Below are 12,917 nucleotides of genomic sequence, written 5' to 3' on the forward strand. Positions count from 1 at the left end.
CTGAGTTCAGGCCTGTTCGCCAATGATCACGCCGCATTCGGCGTAGCTGCCGCGCGCAGCAGCATGCCGAAGAGGTCGCGGGGCTCGTCGGGGTCGGCGAGGAGATCGAGTTCGTCGTAGAGGCCCGTCTGCTCGATCTGGCGCTTCACGTAGCGCAGGGCTGAAAAATCCTCGATGGCGAAGCCCACGGAATCGAAGAGGGTGATCTGCCGCTCGCCCGTGCGGCCGGGCTCGAGGTCTGCAATCACACGCCACAGTTCCTTGACCGGATAGTCGGGCGGGAGCTGCTGGATCTCGCCCTCGATGCGGGTCTGCGGCGGATATTCCACGAAGATGTCGGAGCGCTGCAGGATGTCGGCATGCAGCTCGGTCTTGCCGGGGCAGTCTCCGCCGACCGCGTTGATGTGCAGGCCTGAGCCGACCATGTTGTCGGTCAGGATCGTGGCGTTCTGCTTGTCGGCCGTGACCGTCGTGACGATCTGAACACCCTCCATCGCCTCCTCAATGGAGTTGCACACCGTGATGCCAAAGCCTAGGCCCGCGAGATTGCGCACGCATTTCGTGCTGGCCGAGCGGTCGATGTCGTAGAGCCGCAAGGTATCGATGCCGAGCAGCGCCTTGAAGGCGAGGGCCTGGAACTCGGCCTGTGCCCCATTGCCGATGATGGCCATAGCGCGCGCGCCCTTGGGGGCGAGGTGCTTGGCGGCGACCGCCGATGTGGCGGCGGTGCGCAGGGCCGTGAGGATGGTCATTTCGGTTAGGAGCACGGGATAACCGGTCGCCACATCGGCCAGCACGCCGAAGGCCGTCACGGTCTGGCGTCCCTCGCGGGTGTTCTTCGGGTGACCGTTCACATACTTGAAGCCATAGACCTCGCCATCGCTGGTCGGCATGAGCTCGATCACGCCCTCGCGGCTGTGTGAGGCAACCCGCGGGGTCTTGTCGAAGGATTCCCAGCGTCGGAAGTCGGCTTCGATGCACTCCGCAAGCTCCAGCAGGAAGCGCTCCACGCCAATGGCGAGAACGAGTTTCATCATACGGTCTACGCTGACGAATGGGACGACGTTCAGTTTCAGATTCATGGCTTAATGGTTCTTTGGCGTGTGACGGTAACTCTGCGTCGGGCGGTCGAGCACGCGCCGGCCCATGAGGCTGGATACGAGGTCGACCATCAGAAGGGCCGTGCGCCCGCGCTCGTCGAGAAATGGATTGAGCTCGACCAGATCGATGCTCCGCACCAAGCCGCTGTCGTGAAGCATCTCCATAATGAGATGAGCCTCGCGGAAGGTGGCGCCGCCGGGAACCGATGTGCCGACCCCGGGAGCAATGCCCGGATCGAGGAAATCCACGTCCAGGCTCACGTGGAGAATGCCGTCTGCGGCCGCAACGCGCTTGAGGAAAGCGTCGAGGAGGGGCGCGACGCCGTTCTCGTCGATGGCGCGCATGTCGTGGACCGTCACGCCGGCCGTGGAGAGTGCAGCCCGTTCCGCCGGATCGACGCTGCGGATTCCCATCATGCACACGTTCTGCGGTTTGAGCGGGTTTGCCACTTTCGGGAAGAAGCCCTCGAAGCCTCTCATGCCCGTCGCATAGGCCATCGGCACGCCATGCAGGTTGCCGCTCGTCGTCGTCTCGAGGGTATGGAAGTCCGGATGGGAGTCGAGCCAGAGGACGAAGAACTCGCGGCCTTTCTTGGCGGCCCGGCGGGCCAGCCCCGTCATGGAACCGGCAGACAAGCTGTGATCCCCGCCAATGAAGATCGGCATGCCGTCGCCGCTTGCCTGATAGGCGGCATCAGTGATGGTCTCGGTCCAGGCCACTGTTTCGGCTAAGGCCTTGATGGCGCCGTTAGGGTGGCGCAGTTCGCGCTGGGGCGCGGGCGCGATGTTGCCACGGTCCTCGACCGCATAGCCGAGGTTGCGAAGTTCCGTCACCAGGCCCGCCGTCCGGAAGGCGCTGGGGCCCATGTCGCAGCCGAGCCGGCCGGCGCCCTCCTGCACGGGTATGCCCAGAACGATGCACGTGGTCGAAGCCATTCATCTCTCCATATCCAGCCGTCAAGCTATCCTGTAGCGTTGGCAGAATGAACAAGGTACTTTGACAAAGAGCGCAGAACTTGTGATCACTCTGGTCAGTTCAGCTAATCATAATGGCACCCAATGGACGATCTCGACCAGCGCCTGATCACGCTCCTGCGGCATAACGGGCGGCGCAGCGTCTCGGACCTTGCACTCGCCCTTGGCGCCTCGCGCGCGACGGTTCGGTCCCGTATGGAGCGTCTTGAGCGGTCTGGTGACATCGTCGGCTACACGGTGATCCTCCGGGCCGATGCCGTCGCGTTGCCCGTGCGCGGGATCATGCTGATCGAGGTGGAGGGGAGGGCAGGCGACCGGGTGGTGGATGCGCTCGGCGGCTTTCCGGAGGTAAGCGCCATTCACACGACGAACGGCAAATGGGATCTCATCGTCGAACTCGGCGCAAGCAGCCTCTCGGATTTCGACGCAATCCTGCGGCGGGTGCGCTTGATTCCAGGTGTCATCGCTTCAGAGACGAATCTCCTGCTGGCAACGCCCCGCAGCACCCGTGCCAAGCTCTAGGAGCGTCTCCACAACAGCAACGACTCGCGGGGCTGGCGCGACGTTCACCATTCGCTACAGTGCCTGTTGTTCTGAGAGGGTCATCCATGTCCAAGGAAGTCGTCGAGGTTCCCATTCTGTCCGAAGGCGTGCGGAAGGTGGGCGTGCCGCTGTCCATGGTGACGAGGGCGAACGGGTTCGTGTTCGTGTCGGGAACGCCGCCTTTCAACATGGAGAGCGGTGGTTTCGTGAAGGGCGACATCGAGGTGCAGACGGAAGCTTGCCTCCGGGCGCTTCAGCATTGCCTGGAGAGTGCCGGCACCTCCCTCGACAAGGTCGTGATGGTGCGGATCTATGCGGCCAATGCCGGGTTCTATGGCGCCATCAACCGCGTCTATGCCCGCTTCTTCCCTGAGAACCCGCCCTCGCGGACCTTCGTGCCGGTCGCGTCCTGGCCCATGGAGTTCGACATCGAGATCGAGTGCATCGCATTGGCCTGACCTGCTCGGTCGAAGGATCACGATCAGGCTGCCGCGTCCGGGAGCGATGCCCAGGACGGGACTACATCCTCTGCAGGGTTGCGAACGGCGTTGCGGCCTGCGCCTTTCGCTCGATAGAGGGCTCGGTCAGCTGCCTCGAGAAGGGCGTTCCTCTCAATCCCGCGGGTAGGCTGCGCCGAGGCGACCCCGATGCTGGCCGTGACGATGTGATAAGGGCTGCCCTCATGCAACATCGCCATCGCGGTGATGGTCTGACGGATGGTTTCGGCGATCCTCATAGCGCCTGCCAGATCCGTCTCTGGCAGGATGACGGCGAATTCCTCGCCGCCATAACGAGCTGCGATGTCCCGGGGGCGCCGGATGCTGGCGTCGAGAGTGCCGGCGATCGCGCGCAGAACCTCATCGCCGCGGCCATGTCCGTAGCGATCGTTGAAGCTCTTGAAATAATCGGCGTCGATGTAAAGCAGCGACAGGGCTGTGCCTGAGCGGACAGCTTGGCGCCATTCACGCTCAAAGGTCTCGCGGAAGGCACGACGGTTCGGCAGGCCGGTCAGATCATCCGTTCTGGCAATCCGCCTGAGCTTGGTCTCGGCTCGCGTGCGGCGCTTCAGCTCCCGCTGGAAGAGGAACGTCAATCCAACGACGGCACAGCAGAGCACCAGCGTCACGAGGCTGAGAACAAGAGCCTTCCTCTCCCAGGCGGCGAAAACCTCATCCACCGACAGAGCCACGGTGAGCACGAGAGGGTACTTTTCCAACCGCCCAAACGAGATGATGCGGTGTATGCCATCGATAGGCGATACCGAGTCGAACGTGCCGGACTTGTCCCTCAAAAGCCGCTGGACATGAGGAGAGCCGCCCAGCTCTTGATCGATCTGGCTCTCGTCAAAGGGGTAGCGCGTCAGCAGAACGCCGTCACCTCGGAAGAGATTGATGGCTCCCTGCTGGCCGAGGCTCAGGTGCTCAAATCGCTGATTGATGGTGTTCAGGGCAATCGACCCCATGACCACTCCGGCGAAGCCACCATCGGAGTCGGAGAGTCTGCGGCTGATCCCGATGGTGAGATCGCCATGGGGTGCTTTGCTCCGGTAGGGGCGGCTCACGTAGAGGCCGAGGTGATGCGCGTTCTTGTGAGCCGTGAAGTACTCGCGGTCTGAGACGTTGAGCAATCGTGAGGCGATCATGGGTCCTGCATCGGCAATCAGGTCGCCGTTTCTGTCGATGAGCAGAAGGGATGCCATGAAGTTGGCCGAAGCCGCGCGGTCGAACAGCATCCGGTACTGGAGGTCCGGGGACAATTGCTGGGAGCTGAGATGGCGAAGCCCCTCCATCGCTCCCTTTAAGGACAGATCGAGCAGCTCAAGATTGCTATCGAGATCGCGAACGATGGTGGTCAACACATTCCTGGAGGACTTTTCGGCTTCCTGCCAGGTGCCGAGCCGATCCATCCAGAGCGTGTGGGCGGAAATCCCAAGGATGCCAAGAGCAATGACGCCTGCAATCAGGTGCAAATAGACTTCTGATAACAGGCGCTTCATTCGACCGCACAACAATCAACTTTGAATATATTCTATAAGCCAAAGCATTAGCGCTAGCCAATAGAATTGTCGACGCAAAGGCTAGCGCAGGTCTGCTATCTTGAAGAGCCTAAGACGAATTCATTAGAACTTAACGAGATGCACTCAAGTTATAACATATTGAATTGTCATCCATTGATATGGTGGCAATGATCGATTTCTACTTTCGTGATTGTAAGAGCGGCTTCAAGAGAGACGGTTATGATGTTCGGCCCCTCACAGTCCCACAGGATCTGGCGGATGATGAGTGCTCTGATCGATGCTCGTCCAGAATGGGCCGACAAGGAAACTTTCGAGGCCGATCGCGAGAAGATGCTTCGATACGGCGCCTCCTCCGGGCTCAGCGTGGAAGAGCTTTTCAGGATGACTGACCCCGATGCTATCTTAAATCTCTGGACTGCCGCCGAGGCGGCGGAGGCCGGGGACTGAGCAACCGGATAGGGCTAGTGGTTAAAATCTAACACTTGGTACCCAATCCGCGATGTTCAACCAATCCAAAGCGGAAGCTGGGCAAACGGCATCGTCGTGCCAAGAGACAACTTCCGCAGTTGCCAGGGATGAGGGCTATTACCGCAGGTTGTGCATGCATCACCCCCGGCACCTGCGCCCTCGGTTCCATGACAGTCCTATGCTCGGTCAATCACATGGAGCGCTCTCTCGAAACAGCTTACAAAAAAGGCAATGTATAAACTCCACACTGCCTGCAGTGATTAATCCCCAATCGCAGCAACGCGTGGGCATCCCTCCTATCAGGCTAAGGTTCAACGGAGTAATGTTTGCGCAACAAGCCTTCAATGGTGGTTTTCGCCTAAAATCCAGGGGTGGGCTACTCTGATCGCAAGGAGATCGAGGCCATGGCGAACTTTTACGGTAATGACTCTGATAATTCGACCGAATTCCAAGTGTTCGATAATATCTACGGTGGCGACGGTAACGACTTCCTGCCGGGCACTGCCGCTACCAATCAAATCTATGGGGGACAAGGCAACGATGTCCTGCTCGGCGCGCAATACGTGACCTTAATTAATTCGGGCACGGGGACCCTTGCCGACCCATATGGAAATTGGAACCTTGGACCTTCCGGGAACGACTATCTGGAAGGAGGTTCCGGCAATGACGCTGCCTATGGCGCTGATGGTGATGATGTTATTTATGGCGGCGATGGTGATGATTCCGGAATCGTACTTGGTTATTCCGGCGTTTACTTTGTGAGCGGCCTCTTTGGCGGCGACGGCAATGACTTCATCGATGGCGGGAACGGTAACGACAGTCTGGACGGCGGGAACGGCAACGATAGTCTCCTCGGCGGCTTCGGCGACGACACCGCCGACGGTGGTGTCGGGGATGACTACCTCGATGGCGGCGCAGGCGCCGACATCCTCAATGGCGGTGACGGCAATGATATCGTCTATGGTGATGCCGGCAATGATACCGCTGACGGTGGTGCCGGAAACGACTTCCTTGATGGCGGCGCAGGCGCGGACTTCCTCAATGGTGGTGCCGGCCTCGACACCATCAGCGGTGGGTTCGATGCCGACATCCTGAATGGCGGCGACGACAATGACTTCCTTTTTGGTGACGCCGGCAACGACAATCTTAATGGTGGCGCGGGATCCGATGCTCTGGACGGTGGTGCAGGCCGCGACGTTCTCACTGGCGGTCTGGGACGTGATTTCCTGACTGGCGGCTCAAGTGCCGACCTGTTCGACTTCAACGCCGTGAACGAGACGGGAAGGACGACCTCGGCTCGGGATCAGATCCTCGACTTCCATCGGCGGCAGGACGACATCGACCTGCGCACCATAGATGCCAATACCGACCGGAGCGGGAACAATGCATTCAGGTTCATCGGAACCAATGACTTCTCGGACAGTGCCGGCGAACTTCGCATTCGCGATCTGGGTGACAATGTAATCGTCCAAGGCGACGTGAACGGTGATGGCACGCGCGACTTCGAGATCCTTGTCAGGGACGTCGGAACACTCTCCAGGACCGATTTCATCCTCTAAGTGTCAATATTCGACGTAAGGAGCACTCACTTCGTCGAGGTGAGTGCTCTCGCGCGTGCAAAGGCGTCTCGGCTTCTATCCCGCGAGGAAGTGCGCCAGCACCTTCGGAACCACATTGCCACGACTGATGATGATACTGACGCGCTTGTGCTTGTCGGGCACGATGCCGATGAACGCACCGCCCGCAATGGTGGTGGGCACCGGTATCTTCACGATCTGTCCTCAGCGGGTAGAGTACTGGCCGTCGTTGCCCTCCGCCTCCGCGCCGAAAAACGGGATGAAGGTCCGCTTTTCCGAGCCTGTGCGAAAACGCTGGTGTGCCAATCTTTTAAGCAGTTTCATGTCTTACAATCTTCAGTCGGCCGGACAATCTCCGGTTCAGCGGCATGAACTTGTACAAATAGTTCGCCGCGATGAGGTTGGTTTGAGTTTTCACACAGGCTCTACTCAAAGCACCAGCTTGGTTGGCGGTACCAAGCGTTAGAATTTAACCACTAGGCCCGCCGGCGCAGCGGCTTCCCACCGCTGCGCCAGTCTTCCTAAGGTTAGTGCCCCTTCTTGGTGCGTCGGGAGAGCATGTTCAGGCCCTCGATCAGAGCCGAGAACGCCATGGCCGCGTAGATGTAGCCCTTGGGTACATGAGCGCCGAAGCCTTCCGCAATCAGCACCATGCCGATCATGAGCAGGAAGCCGAGCGCGAGCATGACGACTGTCGGGTTCGTTTGGATGAAGCGCGCCAAAGGATCGGCCGCCAGCAACATGACCGTTACAGCCACCACCACGGCAATCACCATGATCGGCACGTGATCTGTCATTCCGACTGCCGTGATGATGCTGTCGATGGAGAAGACGAGATCCAGCAGCAGGATCTGCACGATTGCTGAGGCGAAGTTCATCTGAGCCTTCTCGCCCTCGAAGAGATCCGGACCTGGATCGGGATCCACATGGTGGTGGATCTCCTTAGTGGCCTTCCAGACGAGGAATAGGCCGCCCGCAATTAGAATCAGGTCTCGCCACGAGAAGCCGTGGCCGAAGGCGGTAAAGAGCGGCTCGGTCAGCTGAACGATGATGGCAATGGTCCCGAGCAGGCCTAGACGAAGAATGAGAGCCAGTCCGATGCCGATGCGCCGAGCTCTTGCCTGCTGATGAGGGGGCAGCTTGTTGGTCAGAATTGAGATGAAGATGAGATTGTCGATTCCAAGCACAACCTCCATGACGATGAGGGTCGCCAAGGCAGCCCATGCGGTTGGGTCCGCTGAAAGTGCAAGAAGTTGGTCCATGAGGCCTTCCGTGGTTGTGACCCTTATTTCGGTTACTGTAGAGCTTGCACAAGGGCTAAGCCGTCTTTCCAGCCTCTTTTGCATCACAAACCATCGGATCAGAGGCTCCCATCACCAGCATCATAGGGTCCAAACAGCCAAGTTTCAGTGCTGAAAAAGGGTGCTATTCCCCTGTGAAAGCTGAGCTTTGTTGGCCAAAAGCCTAGAGCATCTCCCGGCGAAGTGGATCCGGGTTGCCTTCAAAAAAGCGGCGAACCAAAAAATGAGATGATTCCACTTTAGTGGAAGCAGCTCTAGAGCTCACAGTGATTTGCTCATTCCGCCCCCGAATAGGGCTGAAGCCATGGAACCGGCAATGGCGGCACAAGCGTTCTTTCATTGCAGGAATGGAGTTGGGTTATGGCAGGGTCATCAGGACGTTGGCTGTTGACGGCGTCGCTCATCAGCGTTCTGTCGGCTGCAGCGCCCGCGCTTGCCCAGGCGGGGCGCCCTTGGATCGATCCTCCGCCGGAAAGCGGGGCCACGCCGTCCTCGTCGGCACCTGCACCTGCAACTCAGCCGCCACAGGCTGCTGCCCCGATCCCTGCGCCATCGCCGCCTCAGCCCTCCTCAGCTTCTGCCCCTCCAGAAGCCGCCAAGGAGAAAGCAGCGGTGGCAACGCAAACGCCTTCTGAGGCCTCCCCTCGCAAAGAGGAAGCAACTAACCAAGCCAAGCAAAAGAGTGTCGTCGAGCGGAAGGTGCGCCGTTCAAACCAGCAGGCGCGCAGTGTCACACGTCCTCAGAGACGCGAAGAGCAGGCAGTGCGGCGGCGTGAGCCAGGATTAGAGGTTTCCCAGGCGCGTGCACCACGCAACGGGATTGAGCGGCGGGCTCGGGTAACACGCTATGGATCGGCTCAAGAGGGAGTCGATGCAGGGCTGGAGGTCATGCGACTTCGGACGATCCAACTCCCCGACGGTCGGCGCATCGAAATTCTGACGCGCCCCAATCAGGATATCGCAGGCGAACTCCCGGACGGTTACTGAACGAAGCACTGCTGGAGAGGTCGCCGTGATGCCTTGTAAAAGCAGGTCAACTTCTATGAAGAGGGCTGGCTGGGTTCCTGATCGGCTTTCGCAGAATGAATGTCGACATCGTCCAGACGTCCCGCAATCTCCTGCGTCCGACGACGAATATCGAGCCAGAGGCGCTGCTCGCGTCGGGCATCCGCAAGGGCGCGATGCTCGGCAGGGCCGAGGTCATTGTCCTTCTTCTGAGCCTGAGACAGAACCTTCTTCATGAGGCCATCATACAGGTCAGTCGGTATGCTCATTCCAAGCAAGACCTCATGCACGGTCTGCCGATGAACTTCTTCCGTATCCTGCAAGCGCAGGGCATGCCGTGGGAGCCCGGCGGCCCGGAGCAGGCGGCTCAGCCATTTCCCATCCCATGACGGTGCGGTTGCATAAAGGGCATAGTCTGTCAGAACGTCCTTCATCCGCCGTGCGACATCCGCCACGGGCGTTCCTTCCGCATGTAGCCGATCCCGTGAAATTCCGTGAATAGTCTGTGCCTTGGGGTCCCAGTCGATCCAGGTCGGATCAGGTCGAATGAGGTGGCTCTCTTCTTCGCCATTTGAGAGAACCCAAGCCACCTCGATGGGATACCCATGCTTGCCCAAAGACGAGGCTTCGAAGTCGAGGAACGCGATCTTTGGCCAATCCGGCATTGCGGGTCCGTTGTCCTCGTGTCTGTGCCTATGGTGACAGCCTGTTTCGGTTGCGGCTAAACCTGAGATGCCGATGTCTCTTCGGCCAGTTGTGAACGGACGGCCCGCAGCAGGTCGTCATCGGATAGGTTCGTCTCCCAATCTCCGGGAAGTTCGAGGCGCACGGACTTGGCGCCTCCCGACGGGGTGCAGACCACATGGATCCGGTCGCCCGCGCCATCGACGCGCGCGGCATCCGCTTTCTCCGGATCATTGCCGAGACCGGCGAAAGCCTGAATGCAAGTCCACGTGATGCCCTCCGCATCACCCACCTCGCGTGGCATGTCATCGTCCTTTCAGGCATGCAGAAGTGCACCAACCCCCGTCAACGCCTGAGGTCTGTAGATGCTCCAAGGGCATCAACGCATCACAGCCGAGACTGCATCTTCCTTGACACAATGCACTCTTGGGCCGAGCCTTGCCCGGCTGTCATATGGCAGAACCCTATGTGGAGAGGACCATGGCAAGAAACGTGAAGGATCTGCTGGCGGAAGCGAATTCCTCAGTGCCCAGGCTGTCCCCCAACGAGGCTGCTGAGAAGATGCGCACCGGCGATGTGCTAGTGGTGGATGTGCGTGATCCAACGGAAGTTCAGCAAAGTGGAAAGCTCAAGGGAGCGGTCAACGTCTCCCGCGGCATGCTGGAATTTCGGGCCGATCCGGAGAGCCAGTATCACAATCCGGAGTTTCGGAAGGACAAAACCATCCTTCTGCATTGTGCCTCCGGAGGGCGCTCTGCTTTGGCAGGCAAGACCCTGCAGGACATGGGCTATACGGCGGTGTTCAACATCGGCGGCTTCAAGGATCTGGCTGAAGCCGGCATCGATACGGAGCCGGCTTGATTGCCGAAGACCGAGCCTCGAAAGCGAAGACGCTCGGCCCTGTCTGTGGCCGAGCGTCGAACATGAGGGCCTTAGTTGCCCCATTCGGCAATGTCACTGGGCGTTGGCAGATGTGAATGCCGAAGAGCCCAAGGCACCTCGAGCTGCCGAGATGGAGCCAGTCGAGGCTGGATCGGCAACAGCCGTGCCGAGGGCCTGAAGCAACCCCTTCCGCTTCGCCTCGTAATAGTAGCCGCCTGCATAGAGGGCGACTGCCCGATCGGCATTGCCGCCTGCAACTTTATACGCATTGGCAAGATACGGGACTGCGTAAGTGAGGTTGGTGTTGGCATCAAGCAAACCCGATGGGCTTCCCCGATATCCCATGCCACGGGCTGTTGCGTAGCGGATCTGCATCAGGCCAAAATTGCCTTTGCTCAGTGCTCGCGGATTATAGCTGCTTTCTCTTCTGATGACTCTATGAACCAGAGTTTCCGGGACGCCATGAGCTCTGGCATGTTGTGCGACAAGCGAGTCAATCGTCGCGCGATCTGATGCGATTGCCGGCAGAGAGCAAGCGATGGCGGCGCAGGCAAGAAGAAGACGAGAAATCATGCATATCCCCTTGGTTGAGGGAATTTCTCATCACCAATCGTGGCAATAGAAGGTCAGCTTGGCTGTAACGACACTGAAAATAGCACTGATGAGGCCCAGCAAGGGAGGCACGCGGCCAAAAATTCAGCCACCTACCTCCTTCGGGGTAGGATCCATTCATGCACAGCTAACAGCTGTCATACGATCATTAGGAAGAAGTCGATGCGAGATGTCTGAAACACAGCGTGTTGTCGCTAGATGATCAGGAAGTCAGCTGCCGTCAACTTCAGGCCCGCGTCGACCTTGGCGAACTGTATGGCGCGGGTTTGGCCGGATCCATCAGGATCATAGAACAGGCTGCCTGTTTTGTTGTTGTAGATGATCCGATCCTGTTCATCCAATGCTTTCGCCCCAGTGACAAAGCTTTCCGACGACAGCTTTCCGGATTTGAGGTTCGTAAACACAATGTCGTTGAGGCGGATCGTGTCGTCCTTAGTACTAAAGTTCAGAATGACATCGATGTTGTTGGCCCCGAGCCTTGTATCGAACGTGAAGGAATCCTTGCCGGACAACCCGGCGAGAATGTCGTTCCCGCTCTTTCCCCAGATCATGTCGTTTCCACCCTTGCCCTCAATCCTGTCATTTCCGCTTGATCCTGTGAGCTTGTCGCCTTTGCTCGTGCCTTCATATTTCTTCGAAGTCGATGGAAGGCCGTTTATCTTGAATGAGGATTGAAATGCATTGACGGGGTGGCTGAATTTGAGGCCGTAGAAGGAAGTCTGGCCATAGCCGACACCCTGCGTTTCGTTCACGCCGAGATAAGCGCCCGCCTTGAAATAGAACGCATCGCTTCTCCATGCCTGGTTGATTGTGTCGCTGGCCGTATAGGTCTGGCCGTCGGCCAAGACAGTCACTTTCACACGGTCAATGGTGACATCGATCGAGTAGGTAAATCTCTCATTGAGGGCGACGTCGGGCCTTGAGCCAGCCTTGTTAGTCAAGGCAAACCTCGCCTCCCGACCTGTAGCACCTGCAATATCGTTCACAAAGTAGAGTGTGCCTTTCTCCCAGTACAGACGGACAAGTTCGTCGTCCTGTCCATGAACCTGACCGACAATGACGCGCCCTTTCGTCCCGTTGAAGAGGGTAGGAGCTTGATCGACTTTGAGGGTAGCCTTCATGAAGCCACCCTGCTTGATGGTCCATGCTGCTCGTTCTGAGCCATTCATCTCCCGAAGCTCAGAGCGCGCATATCGCGAACCGCTCGTCGTCGCTCCTTCCACGGGAGCTTTGAAGATCATGGCTCCGTCAGATCCGGTGTAGAAGTAGTTTGGATTCACGTAGCCACTGAGGTTCTTCACCTCATAGGCCATGCCTACGAATGAACCATTCCGATCTGTCGGAAGAGTGATCTTCCAATGAGTCAAACTGAAAGTATGACTTGGCGCTTGTGATGAATGTGAAGTCAACTTGTTGATGCCCCAAAATGCCTGAGCTTTGATTGGCTCGATTTTTATAGAAGTCAGACCTTCCTGTAAGGTTATAGAGACTCGCTGTCGCTATGATGCTGCCGAGGGCTTTTGCTCACACGAACCTGAGAGTAGAGGGTCCCATATCCGTAGCATCAGAAGTACAAAATTTTCCTAAATTGAATGGTAAAAATGTCATTCCTGACTCGCACGTGCTGCTTGTCTCGGTGATGCCAGGTGCATCCATGCGACATCGTGCAAGCTAAGCATATCTAGAAACACAGATGATGCTGGCTCCTGCCTCACCCAAACGGATTAGTCTGATATAACGCATCTTGGGGGTA

Annotated in this window: 14 protein-coding genes; 5 read left to right on the forward strand and 9 right to left on the reverse strand. The window is 58.3% G+C overall.

Features of this window, described 5'->3' with window-relative positions; genetic code table 11:
* Window positions 1-26 precede the first annotated feature (26 nt).
* Both VB618_RS05985 and rocF read right to left on the reverse strand, forming a co-directional pair.
* Window positions 27-1,082 carry an ornithine cyclodeaminase gene (locus VB618_RS05985; RefSeq protein WP_329795651.1) on the reverse strand — a complete coding sequence of 352 codons (1,056 nt, stop codon included), beginning with the start codon at window positions 1,080-1,082 and terminating at the stop codon, window positions 27-29.
* 3 nt (window positions 1,083-1,085) lie between these two features.
* Window positions 1,086-2,036, reverse strand: coding sequence for an arginase (gene rocF / locus VB618_RS05990; RefSeq protein ID WP_329795652.1), 951 nt, complete (start codon window positions 2,034-2,036; stop codon window positions 1,086-1,088).
* Between the two features lie 123 nt (window positions 2,037-2,159).
* Here rocF and VB618_RS05995 point away from each other — a divergent pair, with 123 nt between their 5' ends.
* Both VB618_RS05995 and VB618_RS06000 read left to right on the forward strand, forming a co-directional pair.
* Window positions 2,160-2,597, forward strand: coding sequence for an Lrp/AsnC family transcriptional regulator (locus VB618_RS05995; protein ID WP_329795653.1), 438 nt, complete (start codon window positions 2,160-2,162; stop codon window positions 2,595-2,597).
* Window positions 2,598-2,683: 86 nt separating this feature from the next.
* Window positions 2,684-3,076 (forward strand): RidA family protein, encoded by a 393-nt coding sequence (locus VB618_RS06000; protein ID WP_329795654.1) that lies wholly within the window; start codon window positions 2,684-2,686, stop codon window positions 3,074-3,076.
* A 23-nt stretch (window positions 3,077-3,099) separates the two neighbouring features.
* Here the strand turns inward: VB618_RS06000 and VB618_RS06005 are convergent, their stop codons facing one another.
* A complete protein-coding gene (locus VB618_RS06005) occupies window positions 3,100-4,587 on the reverse strand; it encodes a sensor domain-containing diguanylate cyclase (protein ID WP_329795655.1) in 1,488 nt (495 codons plus the stop codon).
* 267 nt (window positions 4,588-4,854) lie between these two features.
* On the opposite strand from VB618_RS06005, the gene VB618_RS06010 reads away from it, so the two are divergent.
* Together VB618_RS06010 and VB618_RS06015 are read left to right on the forward strand one after the other, a co-directional pair.
* Window positions 4,855-5,082: a hypothetical protein gene (locus VB618_RS06010; RefSeq protein ID WP_329795656.1), complete on the forward strand. Its 228-nt coding sequence runs from the start codon at window positions 4,855-4,857 to the stop codon at window positions 5,080-5,082.
* A gap of 425 nt (window positions 5,083-5,507) precedes the next feature.
* The gene (locus tag VB618_RS06015; protein WP_329795657.1) at window positions 5,508-6,662 is read left to right on the forward strand and encodes a calcium-binding protein; all 1,155 of its coding nucleotides are present in this window, start codon (window positions 5,508-5,510) and stop codon (window positions 6,660-6,662) included.
* Window positions 6,663-6,737: 75 nt separating this feature from the next.
* Here VB618_RS06015 and VB618_RS06020 read toward each other — a convergent pair whose 3' ends face one another.
* The 4 genes from VB618_RS06020 to VB618_RS06035 all read right to left on the reverse strand — a co-directional run bounded on the left by VB618_RS06020 (window position 6,738) and on the right by VB618_RS06035 (window position 9,974).
* Window positions 6,738-6,875 carry a hypothetical protein gene (locus VB618_RS06020; protein WP_329795658.1) on the reverse strand — a complete coding sequence of 46 codons (138 nt, stop codon included), beginning with the start codon at window positions 6,873-6,875 and terminating at the stop codon, window positions 6,738-6,740.
* 332 nt (window positions 6,876-7,207) lie between these two features.
* Complete coding sequence (locus VB618_RS06025; RefSeq protein ID WP_329795659.1) at window positions 7,208-7,942, reverse strand: TerC family protein; 735 nt, start codon at window positions 7,940-7,942, stop codon at window positions 7,208-7,210.
* Window positions 7,943-9,021: 1,079 nt separating this feature from the next.
* A complete protein-coding gene (locus tag VB618_RS06030) occupies window positions 9,022-9,651 on the reverse strand; it encodes a 3'-5' exonuclease (RefSeq protein WP_329795660.1) in 630 nt (209 codons plus the stop codon).
* 56 nt (window positions 9,652-9,707) lie between these two features.
* Window positions 9,708-9,974: a hypothetical protein gene (locus VB618_RS06035; RefSeq protein WP_329795661.1), complete on the reverse strand. Its 267-nt coding sequence runs from the start codon at window positions 9,972-9,974 to the stop codon at window positions 9,708-9,710.
* Between the two features lie 176 nt (window positions 9,975-10,150).
* Between VB618_RS06035 and VB618_RS06040 the strand changes: the two genes are divergently transcribed.
* Window positions 10,151-10,531, forward strand: coding sequence for a rhodanese-like domain-containing protein (locus VB618_RS06040; RefSeq protein ID WP_329795662.1), 381 nt, complete (start codon window positions 10,151-10,153; stop codon window positions 10,529-10,531).
* A 93-nt stretch (window positions 10,532-10,624) separates the two neighbouring features.
* Here the strand turns inward: VB618_RS06040 and VB618_RS06045 are convergent, their stop codons facing one another.
* Window positions 10,625-11,125, reverse strand: coding sequence for a lytic transglycosylase domain-containing protein (locus tag VB618_RS06045; RefSeq protein WP_329795663.1), 501 nt, complete (start codon window positions 11,123-11,125; stop codon window positions 10,625-10,627).
* Between the two features lie 233 nt (window positions 11,126-11,358).
* Window positions 11,359-12,573: a polysaccharide lyase family 7 protein gene (locus VB618_RS06050; RefSeq protein WP_329795664.1), complete on the reverse strand. Its 1,215-nt coding sequence runs from the start codon at window positions 12,571-12,573 to the stop codon at window positions 11,359-11,361.
* Window positions 12,574-12,917 lie beyond the last annotated feature (344 nt).

The sequence above is a fragment of the Microvirga sp. CF3062 genome, from assembly GCF_036314045.1.
Lineage (GTDB): Bacteria > Pseudomonadota > Alphaproteobacteria > Rhizobiales > Beijerinckiaceae > Microvirga.